A 19,113-nucleotide genomic window follows, 5' to 3' on the forward strand; every position below is an offset into this window, starting at 1 on the left:
CCCGGTCGGTCAAATCGCTTGGATACCGCAATCCATCACGGCTATGCTCGCGCCGAGCAATACCAGTCCATCCCATCGCTTCCTCCATCTTCTCGACAAAGACGGCTGAATCACAAGATGCTGGTATTGCTCAACAACTTTCGGATCGGGCTCTTAGCGATGATGGCCCGCAATCGCTGACGATCACTGGGAGACAGGGTGAATGATATACCGGTGCGCATGGACACAGAATCGCACATCACAGCGAAACAGGGAATCCCTAATCGGACTCATATGATCCGATCAATCCACTAGTGGTTAAAACCAATCGGAAGAATCCTACTGGGATGGCGGAAAACCGCACTCAATTGCCGATTGGGCGGGTTCCATCCGCCAGATTCTAACCACTAGCTGTCTTCGAAATTAGTGCCGACGCGGATTGAGAAGCGCTTACGGCAGTCAGCACGCCAATGGTTCCGCCAGTTGAAGAAATGATAGACGCGAGTTGCTGCAATGCGGACAGAACGCGTCATTTTTCCAACGGATTGCCGTAAAGTGGTCAGCTACCGCTTGCTCGTCAGGAATGGATTTCATCATCGCAATCAGGTCATTGAAGGACGTTAGCACTCGGGTATCTCCGCTTCTGATGCACCTCCACATCAATTCTCATTGGATGTTACCAATACTCCTCAATGATGACCTTTGCGCCGTCTCCAACCGATCAAGGCGGCTGCAACCACCATATGCATCGAACCATACGATATCAATGAAACTAGAACCATATCTCCAATTGGATCAGGTTGGCCGAGGATTGCTGGAAACAACATTGCTTTAAGCATGAGACCAAGGTTCACGTTCCGTACAACGACCTCAATATTGATCGCCGTAGAATCGAAAGACGATAGGCCCACTATACGACATACTAGCCAACTCGATGTAGCAAACATGAAAATTAGCAACGCAATTAGTGCAAAGTTTCGCACACCAAACATCTCAATATCCAATCTTCCGGACATCAAAGAACCGAGCACTATTAATATAAGGCCAATCAATGATCCGCGAATACTCCACCGAGAAAAGGCAGCAGCGGAATCAGGCAAAAAACGTAAATAACCCATCCCGACTGCTAGCGGAAATAACAGAGCCAAAGCGATATCGATGACCATATCTGCGCGCGGCATCACGAATGTCGCGGGTAGATACTGCGTAGAAAGAAACCTAAGAATCAGAGGGGCTGTTACGAGACAAGCGACAGTGGTTAACGCGGTGATGGTGATTGATAGAGCGACGTTACCACGCGCAAAAAAAGTAAAAATGTTTGATGTCGCCCCTCCTGGAATGGCCGCAATAAGTGCGACCCCAATAGCAACTCCACCAGTAACTCCGAAAGCTTGAATAAAAACAAAAGCCACAAAAGGTACCAGTAACACCTGTATTCCTATCCCGCTCGAGACCGCCTTTGGCTGGAGTAAAACTGCCCGAAAGTCATGCGTAGTCAATGTTGCTCCCATTCCTAACATAGCCAATACCAGTTGAAATACAGCAAACCAATATTCGTGTTCTATGTAAAAAACTACCATTTTACCTCTGATGAGAGATCGTGAAATTCAATTAGTCATGAATTGAATAACTTATTACTGACGATAGCGGGGCTCATAAATCGCAAGTCTAGTTAACTGTATCTTTTAGCCACCGCCAAAATCGCAAATTGCAATAATAATTCCACTACCAGCTCTTAATTTTGGAAATTGTCGTAACGTCGTATGCAAAAAGTCTCTGAAGGTGAATTGCGGGCGTTGTTCTGGATTCTTTATTCAATCTTTTTTTGAAATTCAACTTTTTCGTTTTGATCGGACGGTTCAGCCAATCCTATTCCGCTCTTTAGTGAGCGACCGCTATCGCCTCAGAAGTTCACGCTAACCAAAGAAGTCAATCACACGACTTCCTATTGTTCTCAAGGCACGATCACATGCGGGGATCGCTCCGCCCATGTTCAGAAACGGATGAACGGTGCCCTCGAAGCGTTCGAGTTCGACAGCCACACCAGCACGCTGCAGCTGCTTCAAAAATGCCTCGGCATCGTCGCGCATGATGTCAGATCCAGCTGTAATCATGAATGTCGGCGGCATATCTGAAAGATCGGCTGCCAATATTGGATAGATCATCGGATCATCTGACTTGCCGGTTCCTTCATATGTTCTGTACAGCCAAGCCAGATCTTCGGTATCAAGCAGATAGCCGTCACCGTAACTCAATACGGAGAAGCTTTCCGGTCGTGTCCCCAGCGCGGGGGCAACGAGGATCTGCAATGCAAATGCCTTAGGGTGTTCCTTACGGGCCCGCATGGCTGTTGCCACGGCAAGCATGCCGCCTGCCGAGTCTCCTGCAAGAACCAGATTATCCGGATCCACGCCCAACGCTGCTGCGCTGTCAACCATCCACTCGAAAGCGGTGTAAGCATCATCATGACCTGCGGGGTACTGATGCTCAGGGCTTAAGCGATACTCAGGAGCCACCACTAATGCATTTGAATAATGGGCCAAGCGCTCGAGAATGGCATGATACAGACCCATGTTACCCATACACATTCCGCTTCCGCGCATGAACAAAATAGCGCAGTCGGCTGCTCGATCGTTTGGCCGATAGATGTGAAGCGGAAGCATACGGTCCGATGCCGCTTCGATCAGGATCATCGTGCGGTCGGCCAAGCCAGAAACTGGTAGGCCAAGCATCGTGACCATTTCAGCATACTCCCGTCGGCTAGTTTCGATATCTTGCGTCCACCACTTCGCAGGCTGGGTGCCGGATGCCTGCGCAACAACCGCTGCGCTGGCATCGTCAAGAGGCGCGTGATCATCATATACCGGCAATTCTTGCTGACCGAATGCATCTCTTCCCATGTGTTGTCTCCTAAGCTCAACAGGAACAAACATTCCCGATAATCCCGTTCGCTAGACCACCTGAAAGTATGGGGATGCGGCATGGTAGATCGTGCATACTAGGATCGCGGTCTAGAATGCCGCTGGCAGCGGAGAACAGCGAATTGGGACTATTTGAAGAAAGACTTGCAGCGTTAGCATCGCAGTCGTCGCAGAGTATCGTGTCACCATTGAGGAATGAAGTGTTTGGCGAAGCCGGTTCTGGCAACGTGATCGGCGCCGAGCTCAAGCGTCTCGAAGCATCAAGTGGTGGACTAATGGGTTTGTCTGCCATCCATCTGCAAGACGGCCGAACAGTGAGTTACCGCGATTCTGAGAGCTTTCCCATGGCTAGCACATTTAAGATAGCGCTCGCGATGTGCATTCTGCAACTGATCGACCACGAGAAGGTTGCATTAGATCAGATGGTGGAAATTAGCGCCGATCTTCTTGTGCCGCCACCGCTGATTGAACCGTATTTCCGTCATATTGGTTTGGCTATCTCGGTAGCTAATTTGCTAGATATCATGATGGTGACGAGCGATAATTCAGCAACGGATGCGTTGTTGAAACTCGTCGGCGGTCCAGATTACGTCTCTCAAGCGATTGCGAAAGCAAATATCGCGGGCATGCGGATTGATCGGTCCACTTCGCAATTCCTAGCAGACTTCCTAGAGATCGATCTGACGGAGGGGCAAAGCTTCGCTTCGTTTTTCTCCGTACTTCCGGCTCGTGAAAAGGCGCGGCTCTATGCTTTGACCGAACAAGCGAACAACAATTATGATGATGATGAGCGCGATAATGCCTCACCTGCTGCGATGGCCAAATTACTGGCTAAACTCTGGCATGGGAATCTGACGAGTATTGCCTCCCGCGATCGTTTATTCGAAGTCATGGAACGTTGCGAGAATGACAACCGGATCAAAGGATGTATGCCAGCTCATGTGACCATCGCCCATAAGACAGGGACCCTTGGCGGCTCCACGAGTGACGTAGGTGTTATCGAGTTGCCCGAAAAGAGCGGATCAGTCGCTATCGCAATCTACATTAAGAAGAGCGCAAGCCCTGTCATCATTCGCGAACGAGCGATCGCGCACGCTAGCCGGGCAGTCTACGACTTTATGCTCATGACCTAACCAGTTGAACTAATCGGAGAATTATGATGGTTAATACAATTCCTATGGCTGACTTGTCTGGTCTTGATGGCGCTTCGCAAGAGATAGTACGGCATTTGGAAGCGCATCCCTTCCTTGATCCATTGAACATGACACCAGTGCAAATGCGCCGCGCATTCGATGACTACTACGCTTCAATCGACATGGACCGGGCCCCAGTTAAAACGCAAGACAAGGATATTTCGGGACCGGGCGGCAAACTCTCGGTGCGGATATACCATCCAGAGGTTGTGCGCAGCAGCAAGCTGCCCGTTACCGTGTTTTGCCGAGGAGGCGGGCTGGTGATGGGGAGCCTTCAATCGTACGATGCAATATGCCGCCGAATCTGTCAGGCATCAGAGGCTATCGTGGTAGCCGTCGATTACCGACAACCCCCCGAACATAAGCATCCCGCGGCGCTCGATGACTGTTTGGCAGCGGTTCGCTGGGTCCGCGATAATGCAACTTCTTTCGGTGGCGATCCGAACCGGGTTGCGATCGCCGGTGATTCTGGTGGCGGGATGCTGGCTGCGGCCACGACACAGGCCATGCGCGACAGCGGAGAAGCGGCGCTTGATTTCCAATTCTTGGTTTACCCCGCCGTCGGGTCATTGGATCCAACGAAGGGTTCTATGGTGGAGTTTGCCTTTGGTTACGTTTTTACTCCCGATCAGTTGGATTGGCTTTACATGCAGTATCTCGAAGGCCCCGAACTCAGGGAAAGCCCCGAAGTATCGCCTAATCTGGCCAAAAATCTATCGGGCCTGCCGCCGGCACTGATTGTCACGGCACATTATGACATTTTTTGTGATGAAGGCGAAGATTATGGCAGGCGACTGCAATCTGCCGGGGTGCCAACGCAAATCCGGCGATTCGGTGAGGTCATCCACGGGTTCCTGAACATGGGTGGCCGGGTGCCGGCAGCGGCAGAAGCGTGCGACATGGGTGGTAAGGCGTTGGCGAAAGCCTTTAGGAAAGCAGGAACCAGTGCGTCTTGAACATGATGCCGTCGAGCTGACGAGAAAGCTCGTTGGCGAAAACAGCATAAACCCCCCAGGCGACGAGCATGCTTGCGCATCACTGCTGGCGGCCCTTTTGGAACGCCATGGATGGAACGTTAAATTGCAAAGTTTTGGACCGAGAAGGGTTAACCTAATCGCCCGGATTGGAGGATCGGATACGAAAGCCGATCCCCTCGTACTTACTGGCCATCTCGATACCGTCCCGCTAGGCGAAACACGTTGGACAGCTGATCCTTTCGGCGGAGAGACATCAGAAGGTCGGATGTATGGACGGGGGACGTCCGATATGAAAGCAGGGGTCGCCGCTATGATCTGCGCGGCGCTGCCCTTTGCACAAAAATCACATGCTCGGCGCGGGATAACTCTAATTTTCACCGGCGGGGAAGAGACCGGTTGCGAAGGCGCAATTGCATTAAGGCAAAATATGCAACTGGGGCGGGCAAGCGCTATCCTAGTGGGCGAACCGACCGCCAATGGGATGTCCTTGGGGCACAAAGGCTGCCTCTGCTTCAATGCCAGCGCTAAAGGTGTCACTGCACACTCCTCTATGCCCGATCTTGGGTCTAATGCGATCTATGAAATCGCAGAGGCAGTTTTGGCGGCAAGAGATGTCGACTGGTCTCGTTATTCGCAATCAGAGCTGGGCAATCCAAGCCTCAATGTCGGAACGATCAGAGGCGGTCTTAACTTTAATTCGGTACCGGATGCTGCCGAATGTACGATTGATATCCGGACTACCGATACCATGGACCATGCTGTTGTCAGCGCGGACTTGCGGAAACGATTAGGCGAGAGGATTTGTTTAAAGTCATTGATCGATATGCCAGCTATACTGACTTCGAAAGACGAGCCCTTTGTAGCCGTTGTCGCTGAAGTACTGAACGATATAGTCGACTCCGGCGCTGGTGCTGCAGTAGAACCGATGTCTTTTTTTACAGATGCGTCAGTTCTACAATCAGAAATGGTAGCGCCTACAATTTTATTGGGTCCCGGGCAGCCGGAACTAGCTCACCAAACTGATGAATGGTGCTCGATCGAGCGTATACGTCAAGCGGTTTCGATCTATGAAAACATTATCGATCGCTGGTGTCAGCAGTGCTGAAGCAGTGTTCGCATCTTGTGCTCGGGATTTGCATATTGAAAATGTAGGGCTGCTTAAATTTGCGGGTAACTATCAAGCATCAAATGCCTCAAAACATGCCGTTGGTATTCGCTGACTTAGCTGGCACATCCTGTATGACATCCCAGTGCTCGACCAGCCTGCCGTCTTCAATGCGGAAAATCTCGGCGATCGCCTTCCCTCGGACATCACCATTGCCAAACAGATAATGGCAATGGAGGAAGACGAGATCGTCTTGCGCTATCGTTCGCTTGATGGATATTCCGTAATTGTCTGCCGAACGGTGGAGCTGTTCGATCAGTTGCATTAACCCGCCATATCCGTCGCTGACCGTAGTTCCATGCTGGATGTAATTGTCGGGATTTATGTAGATGGGCAGCAACCTCCTTTTTTCTTCCATCGAAAATTCCGGTGAGAAGGCGATCTTCAGCGCTTTAGACGCAATTTCCGAGTGATCTTGTGTAACGCCAGTCATGAAGCCATCCTCCAAATCTATTGATCGTCGATACTACTCCCGCCTTTATCGAAGACACCCATACTTTTGAATGGCCCCGGTGGCACGACGATTTTCATACTCTTCATCGCACAAGGAGCAGCTTCATGATTAAAGTCACCATTCTATATCCGAAAACTGAGGGCGGTTGGTTCGACCTCGACTATTACATCGGCACACATATGCCGATGTCGATCAAATTACTGGGCCCATCCATGGCGGCTATCGTCGTCGAAAAGTGTCTTTCACCCGGTGAGCCATGGCCTGCCGCTGCTTACCATTCGATAGCGAGTTTTGTCTGTAGTTCCAAGGAAGCTTACGAGAAAGCTTTCTTCCCCCACATGGAGAAGCTGCAAGCCGATATGCTAAACTACACCGATATCGAGCCGATTATCCAAGTCAGCGACATTGCCCTCGAGGCGTGAACGGGAAGCAGGACATGCGGGAGTACAACCAATTTTTCATCGACGGCAAATGGATATCGCCGGACCGCCCAAGGGTTTTTGACGTAATTAATCCATCGAGCGAAAAGGTCGCTGGCAAAATCCAGCTCGGCAATAGTGCGGATGTCGACCGAGCGGTCTGGGCGGCGCGCTTCGCTTTCGCGACATGGTCATCGTCGTCACGCAGTGAGCGCTTGGAAATCTTGGAAGCGATTGCGAGCGAGTATGATCGTCGCGCAGACGAAATGGCGGATCTCATTACAGAAGAAATGGGTGCGCCCAAGGACCTAGCTCGTGACGTTCACGTCATGATGGGCCGATCTCACTTGCGCACAGCGATCAGTGTGCTGACGGATTACCCTTTCAACCAGCGAAGAGGAACGACACTGATAACAAAAGAGCCAATTGGCGTTTGCGCGTTCATCACTCCATGGAACTTTCCCATGAACCAGATCACGTGTAAAGTCGCTCCGGCGTTGGCAACTGGCTGCACTATGGTCCTTAAACCATCAGAATTGGCTCCGTTCAGTGCGCACCTGTTTGCTGAAATATGCGATGTGGCGGGCATTCCGAATGGCGTTTTTAATCTGGTCCATGGAGATGGACCTGGTGTAGGCGCGGCTCTCTCCTCACATCCTGAAATAGATATGGTAAGCTTTACTGGGTCCCCCGCAGCAGGCGTAGAGGTAGCCAGGGCGGCAGCTCCGACAATCAAACGCGTGCATCAAGAACTGGGCGGGAAATCCGCCAACATTATTCTGGATGACGCCGACTTTAACAAAGCAATCCCACTAAGTGTGAGTGCCTTAATGATGAATTCGGGTCAGAATTGCATTGCTCCATCCCGGCTCCTCGTCCCGGTCAACCGGATGCAAGAAGTCACATCAATAGCGGCGGAGGCCGCTGGGAAAATTGTAGTCGGAGAACTGGGCACGAATTTTGCGATCGGACCGGTCGTGTCGGCACCGCAATGGCGCCGCATCCAAGGCTTCATTCAAACCGGCATCGCTGAGGGTGCAGAGCTCATAGCGGGGGGCGAAGGGCGTCCTACAAACCATCAAACGGGCTATTACGTGAAGCCTACCATTTTCGCCAATGTCACGAACGATATGACGATCGCTCAAGAGGAAATCTTCGGTCCGGTCCTGTCGATAATTGGATACCATGACGATGATGATGCTGTCAGCATCGCCAACGACACTAAATATGGGTTGGCCGCTTATGTTCATGGTAGCCATGATCGGGCGCTGGCGATTGGTAAAAAGCTTCGAGCGGGCTTAATAAATCTGAATGGAGCTAATCCCGATTTTACAGCACCTTTTGGCGGCTACAAACAATCGGGCAACGGCAGGGAATGGGGCGACCATGCTTTTGGTGAATTTCTTGAAACTAAGGCAATGCTCGGAGCGCAGAACGCCACGGCCATGAACTCGTGAGCGTTTCGGAACCAGAGGGCGTACGATTGATCAAAAGTCTCCATGACTTGTGGTCTACAGGTAATGTCTCAATGATTGCCGGCATTTACCACCCAAAGTTCATCGCACACTGGCCTCCGAGCGCTCCAATACCGAGACGGGAAGGGCGTGAGGCAGTCGAGCGAGGTGTCCGTTCGGTTCGCATTGGGTTTCCCGACTGGACCGAGCATGTTGAGGACATTTTCGCAGCCGATGATCGGGTGGCCGACCGCTTCCGGTCAACCGGCACTCACGAGGGTAATTTTGCGGGAATCCCAGCATCTGGCAATAAAATCGACTTTATGGAACTGGGGCTGTACCGTATTATTGATGGTCTCATTATTGAGCAATGGTGCCTGTTTGATGAAATTGGTCGGCTGAGGCAGATGGGGGTCAACTCGGAGCAGGCTGCACGGGCGGTACTGGGAAACTGAAAGACTAGTGGTAGTGAAGCTCAGTTGGATGCGCCAAAATTGATTTCCTAACGTTTCTAACCGCGTGCGTCGGAGGAAGGTCCGAAAATTGGAAATTCATGAAGGGCCTTTCCCGTATCAAGTTCGGTCTGCGGACAAAATGATTGCAGGATGGACGAAGTCGGTCTTTGTCGAAGCCCCGGCAGGATATGGCAAGACTGCGTTGTTAAGATCGATGCACAATCAAGTTATCGGACGAGGCGGAGACACCGTATGGTTCGATAGCTACTCAGCCGATGAGACAGAGAAACTTAAAACGATAGTCGCCGCCCACGTGGCGAACAAAACTTCGTTACTGGTCTTGATCGACAACGCGCACACAATCGCGGCAGCGATATTTGAGCCCCTGGGGATGCTATTAGATCAGCACGAGCATGTGGTCCAGTTCGCCATCGCCGGTCGAACGCGTATACCTTTGCGTGTCCCGCGCCGAACGGTCCAAAACGAAGCTCTGATGATAAAAGCCAGTGATCTCCAGTTGGATGACATTGCGGCAGGCGAACTTGTGAATGCCGCAGACCTGACGGATCCGAGTGTGAAAATCGCGATCGTAAAAATGGCAGACGGGTGGCCGGCGGGTATCCGCATGGCCATAATTGAAGCGCGAAAAGGGGCGTCCAATCGCGGCCAACTGATTGATGCGCTGAGCCTACGGGGCGGGTTGGTCGAACGTTACCTTTTGGACGAAATTACACAGAGTGCACCTGATTCGTCTGTTGAATTGCTCTATATAGCCGCGACCCTAGGCCGGTTCACCACAAAACTAGTCGAGTATGTTGGAAAAATTAACGACGCAGAAGAACGCATCGCCGAGTGCGAGGACAGGGGACTCTTTTTTCAAAGAACGCTGGAAGGCTGGATCGAAATCAATTCTCTGGTCGGCGCTTGCCTGGAGGCGCAATTGCGGCGTACTCACCCAGAAACTTCGCAAAATTATCATCTCGCCGCCGCCGAATGGCATGAACAGAATAATCATATCAGCGATGCGATCGCCCATGCGTTTGGCGGCGGTGATGTCGACCGGGCCGCTTCACTCTTGGCTCAATCGAGCCGCACCCACGAACGCATCGGCAGGTGGCGATCTTTTAGCGACTGGATTGCAAGACTGCCAGACGGTATGTTGGATCGCTACCCAGCAATAAGTCTCGAAGCCGCGCCGGCGCACGCCGTTCTTTACGAATACGATGCCGCAGACGCGCAGATAGAAAGACTTCAAAAGCGGTCGGGATCGCTTACGCGATCACAAGCTGTTTCATTGATAGCGGCTCAGGCGATCGTCGCCGCCTTCGCCGATAGGCCGCTCGACGCATTACGGTTTGGCGAACTTGGGCAGGCGGACATGGGTTCAGCCGACGCTTACAATCGTGGCGTATTCCTCACCGCGTCAGCGATCGGCCGTATCGAATGCGGCAATATAGCCGAAGCAAACCGGTTGACCCTCGAGGCTCAAGCAATTCACGATGCGAGTCATAATACCTTCGGAGCAACGTTTGCTCTCGCGCTGAACGGTCTGACCCTTGCCATCGGAGGGCACCTCGATAGCGCGATGGCGCGATGGGTGGAGGGTTCGCGGTTGATCGAACCGTCGGAACAGGCACCCGCTTTGGAAGCGATTGCAAGCGGCTATTTGCCGATGGTATTTTATGAGTGGAACGATTTAGATGGAGCGCAAACGTGGATCGAGCGCAGTCTAGCTAGTTCGGTCGAGGTCGCTTTACCCGATGCGGTCGCATCCATTTACATCACAGCCTGCCGCCTTGCTGCGATTCGCAACGACCATTATTCAGTGGAACGTTGGCTGAGCGATGCCGCAGCACTTGCTGTAAGAAGGCGGTGGCCACGTCTCTACCAAGCCGCCACTTGGGAGCGCATCACCCTCGCACTGCGTGACAACAAGGTTAGACAGGCGAGTAAACTAAAGCTTGCCATGGATCAAAGCGGAACCTTTGCGGACATGAAACGCACAGGTGGCTTAAACCTAGAAGGGAATTGCGCAGAGATACGGTTCGACCTCATCGTTCGGGGACGCCGTAGTGACTTCGCCGCTTTGCGCGGAGCGATTAACCGTGCCAAGAACGATGGCAGGCTATGGCAAGCAAGCCGGCTGCTCGTTATTGAGGCGGTCGCTCGGAACCATCGCGGCGAGATCGCCACCGCTCTTCGCGCCATGCGCAAAGCGCTGCAACTAGCTCAACCGGGCCGATTGCTTCGAACCTTTCTTGACGAGGGTCCCGCTGCCGTCACTCTTATCCAATCAATTGCGACTGAAGAAAGCAAGCTTGCGAAAAGCATGCTCGATCTGGTCTACCTTAACGATATTTTGAGCAACGCCGGAGAGCAACGCGTCGTTCTCGGCATCGCGCACGCCGATGTCGAAGCCCTGTCAGCGAGGGAGGTTGAGGTGATGACTTTAGTTGCTACAGGGCTCTCCAACAAAGCGCTCGCGAGCCGATTGTTCGTTTCTGAAAACACCGTCAAATGGCATTTGCAGCATGTCTTCGCAAAGCTCCATGTCGCGAACAGAACCAGCGCCATTGAAGTAGCGCGTGCTCATGGGCAAATAGACTGATCAACCATACTTTTGGATGGTCTTTGATCAGTAATCCGGCCGCACATTCCGTCTCGTCAAGCAAAAAAGCGCAAAGCTGCAATAGCGCGATCGACGAGGGGTTAACTGATGAAATTGATTGTACCATTGCTTAAAGCACCGACACTTACGTCCATTATAGCATTGGCGAGCGTACTGGGAAGCATGCCGGTACATGCTCAAATATCGGACGAGGCGAGGGGCGACGAAGCAGGAACGAGCGAGGCCGAAGTTCGAACTGGTCGTGAATTAAATGTCATCGTCGTTACCGCGCAAAAACGTGAGCAGAACTTCAATGATGTCGGTATGTCGATCAACGCATTCTCAGGAGAAGAGTTAGCAAAAAAACAAATCTCCGACCCCACCGATCTGGTGCGGCTAATACCAGGCTTTACGTACACGCGTTCACAATTCGATTTCCCCACCTACACCTTGCGCGGCGTGGGGTTCTATGAATCCAGTTTGGCAGCTGCCCCCACTGTTAGCGTCTATGTAGATGAGGTGGGTCTTCCCTACCCGGCGATGACGCGCGGGGCGGTGCTTGATCTTGAGCGGCTTGAGGTGCTCAAGGGCCCACAGGGCACCCTTTTCGGTCAGAACGCCACCGGTGGCGCGATCAATTATATTGCTGCAAAACCTACTGACGAGTTGGAAGCCGGGCTGTCATGGGGCTATAGCCGGTTCAATACATTCGAAGGGGAGGGTTATGTCAGCGGACCGATTAGCGACAGTCTTTCCGCTCGTATCGCACTAAAGACGGTTCAGGGCGGAGATTGGCAATACAGTAAGTCTCGCCCCAATGACAGTTTGGGTCAGAAAAACTTCACGACCGGGCGATTGCTCCTTGATTTCGAGCCAACGGACCGTTTGCGTGTATCCCTAAATCTCAATGGCTGGGTAGACAAGAGCGACACCCAAGCCGGTCAGGCCGTTGAGGTTGCTCCGGTGAATGGTGCAATTGCAATTGACCCGCGAATCCCAGCGTCCATCATTACCGATTTCAACCCACGTATCGCGGAATGGTCTCCAACCTTAGATCTTTCGCGCAATAATAAATTTTGGCAGGCCTCGCTCCGCGCCGAATTCGAGCTCACCGATGAAATAACGCTTACCTCGATCACTTCCTATCAAGAATACGACCAATTTGCCTTCCAAGATGCGGACGGAACTACTGCCCGCAACCTGCACATTATCCCGCGTGGTAAAATCGAGTCCTTTTCACAAGAATTGCGGCTAGGCGGGCAGGCGCTCGATAGCCGTCTTAACTGGCTGGTCGGAGCGAACTATCAAGATGACCGAATTCGCGACAGCCAACAAATCTTTTTAGGCGAGTCCACCGGTGCTTTCGTCGGACCATTCGGCTTCGATACGTTCTTTAATAATGCCGACAGTACAATCAGAAACTATGCCGTATTCGCCAATGGCGAGCTGGAGTTGTCGGATAGCTTTAGCATCGTGGGGGGCCTGAGATATACGAAGTCGGAAAACAGCTATCAAAGTTGCACAGTAGACAGTGGGGCTGGAGATCTGTCGGGAATCTTTGGCTTCATACAAGGTGTCTTGCTGAATGTTCCGGTCACGGCAGCGGCGGGCGATTGCGTGACTCTACTTCCCGATGGGTCGACCGGGCTCGTGTCCGATAATCTTGATCAGGACAATCTATCATGGCGGGCGGGGTTAAATTTCAAACCTGGCGGAGGTGAAGCATTGCTATATGCCAACATAAGCAAAGGTTACAAAGCGGGAAGCTTTCCAACGCTGTCTGCCTCCAATTCCGGTCAGTTGCTTCCGGTGACCCAAGAGGAGCTGCTGGCCTATGAAGCTGGATTCAAGGCCCCGATCGGTGGACGTTCGGCACAATTAAACGGTGCAGTGTTCTACTATGATTATACGAATAAGCAGCTTCGTGGCCGCGTTCAGGACCAGATATTCGGTCAACTTGAAAAGCTCGTAAACATCCCAAAATCCCGTATCTGGGGCGGTGAGTTGCAAGCGATGTGGCGTCCTTTGGACGAACTTACTCTTGCTGGCACAGCCAGTTACGTTAACTCTGAAATCCTGGAGAATTCGGACGGGACCGACTTTACGAATTTTCCGCAGAGGGTGGGGCCGGCCATCCCATTTACGGGCAATGCGTTTCCGTACACTCCTGAATGGACGCTTTCAGCAGATGCCGATTATCGCACCGGCGTTGGATCGAACTTGGAACTCTTCTTCGGCGGTGCGGTGACTTATCAAAGCAGAGCAAAGGCGGGTCTTGAACGGAGCGATCCGGCCCGCCCTGCCGATACGTCGATGAGCGCAGGCGAGAGTTACAATGATCCGACGCTGGTTCTGCCTGCGTACGCTCTCGTTGATTTGCGGGCTGGGATCGGAGCGCAGGACAACGGGTGGACCGCAAGCATATGGGTAAAGAACCTGACCAACAAATATTACATAGTTAATGTGCTCAAAACCCAAGACACTTTGGTACGGTATGCCGGTCAGCCAGCGACGTATGGCGCGACGTTGGCGGTTCAATTCTAGACCGATGTTAACCTTTCCGTATATTGGCGAGGGACAGCCTCATGTCTAATAAATACGACACCTCTTTAACGATTGACCTTCCTTCCATGTTTGAACACGCCGCCGCCGAATGGGGTGGCGATGGCGATGCACTGATCGCTTATCGATCATCCGACATTGATGGCGACATGGCGCGATGGTCGCGGGCGCAACTTGCTGCAGATGTCCGTCGGACAGCAACGCTTTTTAAAGGGTACGGTCTTGATTCCGAGAATCGGATAGCCCTGTTGTTGCCAACGATACCGGAAATTCATCTGCTTCTTTGGGGCGGAATGTCGGTTGCAGGCGTCGCTTTGATAAACCCGTTGCTCCAAATTGAACACATCCTTCATCTGCTAGATGAACTTGAAGCGGACATACTTTGTGTCCCGACACACCGTACATCCCCCACGCTGGCGGCTGTTGTTCGGCAAATCAATGAAGCTAGGCCAAAACTGCGGATGTTGACGGTCGGCGCAGGCGGAGACTTTCCAGCAATGCTTCAGCAAGCGCCGATTGATGTCACATATGACTTCGAACGCCCCGCTGATGCGTTAGCCGCTTTGTTCCATACTGGCGGGACAACCGGACGGCCCAAAATAACGCCCCTTTCGCTGGCAAATCTAACCTGCGGCGCACAAGCTTTAACTCCTGCTCTTGCCTTTAGCATGAAAGATAGATTCTTCAGTCCTCTGCCGCTATTCCACATAGCTGGCGCGATCGTCGGCGGGCTAGCGCCCTTGCTTGCTGGGACAGCGGTGGTCATGCCGGCTCCAGCAGGAATGCGCGATCCGAATATATTGGCATCGTTCTGGAGACTCTTGGAGAAAGAGCACGTGACCATGATGGTCGCGGTGCCCACTTCGATCGCGGCGCTATGCAACGTCGGCGTCGATGGCGCAGACTTGTCAGCGCTCGACTACGTGTTGACGGGAACCGCCCCGTTACCGCTTGAGACGGCAAGGCGCTTCTCGGCAGTCACCGGCAAGGAGGTTCACACAGGTTACGGTATGACCGAAACGTCGGGGGTGATCGCTTACGCGCCTCGAAATGGGCCCGCCCGGCCTGAAACAGCCGGAGAACCGCTCGTCGGCGTTCACGTGCGTATCGAACCAATCTCGGTACAACACACTTTGGTGGGCAGGGTCATGGTTAAGGGCGCAAATGTCTTTCATGGCTATCTTGGGGGCGCTAAGCGTAGTGCTGATGAGTGGTTCGACACCGGCGATCTGGGGTTGCTTTCAGAGGATGGCTGGCTGACGCTCACTGGGCGATCAAAGGATCTGATCATCAGGAGCGGGCACAATATCGATCCGGCCTTAATCGAAGAGGTCGCCGCCCGCCACGCCGATGTAGTTCTTGCCGCAGCCGTGGGGCTAATCGACGATTACGCTGGTGAGGTGCCAGCTCTTTACGTCGAGCTGCGTGCCGGAGCTGACGAGGTCAAGGCACTTGCTGAACTCGCGGCATTATTAGAACGCGACGTATCGGAACCACCAGCCCGGCCAAAGATAATCGAAGCAATAGCCGCCATGCCTACTACGGCGGTCGGAAAGATCTACAAACCGGCCTTGCGCCTTGCCGCTGCCAACAAGCGTATCAAGCGATTGTTTGCAGAAGAGGGTATTGAGCCGGCCTCGATCGAAGCAAAGGCTGATCTTGGAGGCGCCATCACCATCCAAGCCGTTTTGCATGCTAGAGATAAACTTAATGCCGATAAAATGTCGAAATTGATCAATCGTTTTCCTGTTGATGCGGATGTGACCGTGTCCGCTGAACAGGCAATGTGATGTCTGACTCGATACTAGCCATTTGCGGAAGCCTGCGCGCCCGTTCAAGCAACCGAATTCTCCTCGAAGCGGCCCAGGAAGTCTGGGGAAAATCGCGCCTCAAGATCTTCGCAACAATTGAGCGAATCCCGCCGTTCAATCCCGATTACGATGTCGATGGCGCGGAGCATCAAAGCGTAGCTGATTTGCGGAATGAAATCGCCAGTGCCGGAGCGGTGCTCGTAAGCATACCTGAATATGCCCACGGATTACCCGGGTCTTTCAAGAATGCGCTGGACTGGTTGGTCAGCACGACTGTGATGTCGAACAAACCCGTTGCAGTGTGGGCCACGACGGACCGTGCGATCCACGCTCCTGCACAATTGCGCGAAGTGCTCACTACGATGGCGGCTACAATCATCGAAGACGCCAGCATCTTCGTCCCGGTATGCGCAGATGCGAGCAGCGCTGATGCATTATTGGAAAAACCGAACATTCGGTCAGCTCTGTTAGCAAGCCTGGGGTTGCTGACCTGTAGTCCCCATGAATGAACAATCAAGGGCCAAATTTGTGAAGAATCCCAGCGACCGGTGCTGTCACAATTCGAGGGTTCAAGCACTTGATACGCTGTGAGGAAACCAACATCAATGATGCATAAACCTGACGAGTTAGACCCTCTCCCAATCAAGCGAGATTGTCCTTTTGATCCGCCACCAGCACTCGCACGCTACCGCTCCGAAGCTTTGCTTCCTGAGGTGAAAACACCGAAGGGCGATAAGGCTTGGCTGGTGACCCGTCATGAGGACGCCAAAGCTGTCTTGATGGACAAGCGCTTCAGTTCAAGTCCGCTCGCGCCAGGGTACCCATCGTACATTTCAGGATCGGTGTCACCGCCCCCCGGCTTTTTCATGCAGCACGATGCTCCGGACCATTTTCGGATGCGCTCCTTGGTCATCCGAGAATTCCTCAACGAACATGTGCAATCCCTCCTGCCGGAGATGCAGAGGATAGTGGCGTCAGCAATTCTTGAGTTCAAAAATCTTTCGCAGCCCGCCGACTTGATCGAGCACTTTGCGTACCCAGTCGCCTCCCAGATTATCGGAGGTCTTCTCGGTGTGCCGTCCAATGATAGTGCATTCGTTCAAGAGACAACCGATCGGATACTCGATAGGGTAAGCAGTCCGGAAGTGGCGGAGGAGAACGCCTTTGCGCTCATGAAATTCTTTGCAGAAATTGTAGCAGGCAAGTCAGCTTCTCCGGCCAATGATTTGATCAGCCGTTTGGTGCAAACCGTAGCAGTCTCTCACGGCGCGTCAGGCGAAGAGATTGTGGGGACCACCGCGCTGCTGTTCCTCGGCGGATATGACACGATGGCGCAGGTCATAGGACTGGGTGCCGCAGCGCTGATTCGATCACCCGAGCAATTGGCGAAATTCATAGATGACGAGGTATCTGGAGCGCAAATGATTGATGAACTCGTGCGCTATCTAAGTGTCAACCATGCCGGACTGCCACGTGCAGCTTTGGAAGACGTGATAATTGGAGATACCAAAATAAAGCGAGGTGATGGCGTTCTCGTGATGATCAACTCAGCCAACAGAGATTGCGCCGCGTTCCACGAACCCGATAGACTAAATGCCGAGACCCCGTCCCGTCACCACGTGGGGTTTGGCCACGGGCTTCATAAATGCATCGGGGCGCATTTCGCTAGGGTCGAGCTTGATCTGGTATTTCGATCGCTCTTCCAGGAAATGCCGAACCTTAGTTTGGCAACTTCGTTCGAAGACCTCGATTTCAGGGACGATATGGTACTGTACGGTGCTCGCACCTTACCTGTGACGTGGGGAAATTAATGGAAAAGAACCGAGATTATCAACTCGCTGTTCGGGAAAACAGAGCCAGTTGGCTGCCACCCGAAGAGGCTGAATTGAGCCCGGCGGTCAGGCATATCCTCGCCCGGTTTGCTGCCGCAAAGCGCTACGACCCCGACGTCTCGCCTGAAGAGAGACGCAGATCGCACGAGGAGGCATTCTTACTTTTGGGACTGCCTGACCAGCAAGTCACATTCGCGACAGAGTTCTCGATCCAGCGGGACGGTGAACCATTACGGGTAAGGCTTTACCGGCCTCGTGGATGCACGAGGCCGCCACCCGTTCTCATTTATTTCCATGGCGGCGGAATGACTGTCGGCAGCCTCGAGCAATATGATTCGTTATGCCAAAGGCTGTGCGAACAATCGGGCGTGGCTATAATCTCAGTCGACTATTCACTTTCGCCCGAAAAGCCCTACCCTGCGGCTGTGAACGACGCCTGGTTCAGCCTGCTATGGGCCATGGCGAATGGGACGGCGTTGGGGTTGGATGCGTCGCAACTTAGTGTGGGCGGCGATTCAGCTGGTGGCAATCTCGCGGCAGTAATGACGCTGATGGCACGGGATGAAGGCTTTCCCGAACTACAATTCCAGCTGCTGATCTATCCAGCGGTCGGCACCAAGGGACTGTCAAGTTCGATGGAAGCGTTCGAGAAAGGTTATCTGTTCGAGAAAGACGATCTTGAAGTTATCTACTCGCAATATCTGCAGTGTAACGAAGAGATAGATAACTGGCAGATATCGCCCTTACTGGCAAAAGATCATTCTGGCCTGCCACCGGCTTTCGTAATCTCGGCACAGTATGAGATCATGCGGGATGATATCGAAGAATATGCGGCCGTTCTACGGCGAGCGGGCGTGTCGGTCGAACTTATAAGATATGACGGCATGATCCATCCGTTTCTCAATATGGCGGGTGTGATACCTGAGGGCGCAGCCGCGATCGATGATTGTGCGGCGAGACTGAAGGCAGGAGCAACCACAGTCAGAAAATGCTCGGGCTAACCTGCAAAATCAGAACCATTTTAAAGATGCCACACCGTCGATCGCGTAACCTTTAGGTACTTTAGCAATTTTTCGATCAGATCAATGCGGCCTTTTTCATTAACAGATCGTTCCAGTCGCCTTCTTTAAGAGACCGATCCGAAAGTTGTTGAGCAATACCAGCATCTTGTGATTCAGCCGTCTTTGTCGAGAAGATGGAGGAAGCGATGGGATGGACTGGTATTGCTCGGCGCGAGCATAGCCGTGATGGATTGCGGTATCCAAGCGATTTGACCGACCGAG

Annotated in this window: 18 protein-coding genes; 13 read left to right on the forward strand and 5 right to left on the reverse strand. The window is 52.7% G+C overall.

Annotation, left to right across the window (positions count from 1 at the left end; genetic code table 11):
• Positions 1-180, forward strand: a 180-nt coding sequence (locus tag A9995_RS17465; RefSeq protein WP_233998261.1) for a hypothetical protein, incomplete at its 5' end; no start/stop codon positions are given.
• 258 nt (positions 181-438) lie between these two features.
• On the opposite strand, the gene A9995_RS17710 is transcribed toward A9995_RS17465, so the two are convergent.
• From A9995_RS17710 to A9995_RS15420, 3 genes are all read right to left on the reverse strand, one after another.
• Entirely contained in the window at positions 439-639 is a 201-nt protein-coding gene (locus A9995_RS17710) for a transposase (protein WP_082992815.1), read from the reverse strand.
• Positions 640-668: 29 nt separating this feature from the next.
• Positions 669-1,559: a bile acid:sodium symporter family protein gene (locus tag A9995_RS16350; RefSeq protein WP_082992816.1), complete on the reverse strand. Its 891-nt coding sequence runs from the start codon at positions 1,557-1,559 to the stop codon at positions 669-671.
• Between the two features lie 336 nt (positions 1,560-1,895).
• Positions 1,896-2,879 (reverse strand): alpha/beta hydrolase, encoded by a 984-nt coding sequence (locus A9995_RS15420; RefSeq protein ID WP_168157437.1) that lies wholly within the window; start codon positions 2,877-2,879, stop codon positions 1,896-1,898.
• A 116-nt stretch (positions 2,880-2,995) separates the two neighbouring features.
• Between A9995_RS15420 and A9995_RS15425 the strand changes: the two genes are divergently transcribed.
• From A9995_RS15425 to A9995_RS16355, 3 genes are read left to right on the forward strand one after another with little or no spacing between them, the layout of a single operon-like run.
• Complete coding sequence (locus A9995_RS15425) at positions 2,996-4,033, forward strand: serine hydrolase (protein ID WP_168157438.1); 1,038 nt, start codon at positions 2,996-2,998, stop codon at positions 4,031-4,033.
• Between the two features lie 44 nt (positions 4,034-4,077).
• Positions 4,078-5,049 carry an alpha/beta hydrolase gene (locus A9995_RS15430; RefSeq protein WP_168157439.1) on the forward strand — a complete coding sequence of 324 codons (972 nt, stop codon included), beginning with the start codon at positions 4,078-4,080 and terminating at the stop codon, positions 5,047-5,049.
• Entirely contained in the window at positions 5,039-6,175 is a 1,137-nt protein-coding gene (locus A9995_RS16355; protein ID WP_168157440.1) for a M20 family metallopeptidase, read from the forward strand. Before A9995_RS15430 ends, A9995_RS16355 begins: the two co-directional genes overlap by 11 nt.
• 88 nt (positions 6,176-6,263) lie before the next feature.
• On the opposite strand, the gene A9995_RS15435 is transcribed toward A9995_RS16355, so the two are convergent.
• Positions 6,264-6,668, reverse strand: a complete 405-nt coding sequence (locus A9995_RS15435; RefSeq protein ID WP_067614654.1) for an ester cyclase — start codon at positions 6,666-6,668, stop codon at positions 6,264-6,266.
• A gap of 125 nt (positions 6,669-6,793) precedes the next feature.
• Between A9995_RS15435 and A9995_RS15440 the strand changes: the two genes are divergently transcribed.
• The 9 genes from A9995_RS15440 to A9995_RS15480 all read left to right on the forward strand — a co-directional run bounded on the left by A9995_RS15440 (position 6,794) and on the right by A9995_RS15480 (position 18,831).
• Positions 6,794-7,111, forward strand: a complete 318-nt coding sequence (locus tag A9995_RS15440) for an EthD family reductase (RefSeq protein ID WP_067614656.1) — start codon at positions 6,794-6,796, stop codon at positions 7,109-7,111.
• 14 nt (positions 7,112-7,125) lie between these two features.
• A complete protein-coding gene (locus tag A9995_RS15445) occupies positions 7,126-8,565 on the forward strand; it encodes an aldehyde dehydrogenase family protein (RefSeq protein WP_067614672.1) in 1,440 nt (479 codons plus the stop codon).
• Positions 8,566-8,591: 26 nt separating this feature from the next.
• On the forward strand, positions 8,592-9,017 hold the full coding sequence (locus A9995_RS15450; protein WP_145917018.1) for an ester cyclase: 426 nt from the start codon (positions 8,592-8,594) through the stop codon (positions 9,015-9,017).
• 88 nt (positions 9,018-9,105) lie between these two features.
• Entirely contained in the window at positions 9,106-11,625 is a 2,520-nt protein-coding gene (locus tag A9995_RS15455) for a LuxR C-terminal-related transcriptional regulator (protein WP_145917019.1), read from the forward strand.
• 108 nt (positions 11,626-11,733) lie between these two features.
• A complete protein-coding gene (locus A9995_RS15460) occupies positions 11,734-14,169 on the forward strand; it encodes a TonB-dependent receptor (protein WP_067614662.1) in 2,436 nt (811 codons plus the stop codon).
• Positions 14,170-14,210: 41 nt separating this feature from the next.
• Entirely contained in the window at positions 14,211-15,977 is a 1,767-nt protein-coding gene (locus A9995_RS16360) for an AMP-binding protein (protein WP_082992820.1), read from the forward strand.
• Positions 15,977-16,507 carry an NADPH-dependent FMN reductase gene (locus A9995_RS16365; protein ID WP_082992821.1) on the forward strand — a complete coding sequence of 177 codons (531 nt, stop codon included), beginning with the start codon at positions 15,977-15,979 and terminating at the stop codon, positions 16,505-16,507. The genes A9995_RS16360 and A9995_RS16365 overlap by 1 nt, the downstream gene beginning before the upstream one ends.
• 96 nt (positions 16,508-16,603) lie before the next feature.
• Positions 16,604-17,809 (forward strand): cytochrome P450, encoded by a 1,206-nt coding sequence (locus A9995_RS15475; protein WP_067614668.1) that lies wholly within the window; start codon positions 16,604-16,606, stop codon positions 17,807-17,809.
• Positions 17,809-18,831 carry an alpha/beta hydrolase gene (locus tag A9995_RS15480; protein ID WP_067614670.1) on the forward strand — a complete coding sequence of 341 codons (1,023 nt, stop codon included), beginning with the start codon at positions 17,809-17,811 and terminating at the stop codon, positions 18,829-18,831. Before A9995_RS15475 ends, A9995_RS15480 begins: the two co-directional genes overlap by 1 nt.
• A 76-nt stretch (positions 18,832-18,907) precedes the next feature.
• Here the strand turns inward: A9995_RS15480 and A9995_RS17470 are convergent.
• On the reverse strand, positions 18,908-19,113 hold a 206-nt coding region (locus A9995_RS17470), incomplete at its 5' end, for a hypothetical protein (RefSeq protein WP_233998262.1).

Origin of the sequence: Erythrobacter sp. QSSC1-22B (assembly GCF_001678665.1) — a bacterium.
Lineage (GTDB): Bacteria > Pseudomonadota > Alphaproteobacteria > Sphingomonadales > Sphingomonadaceae > Qipengyuania.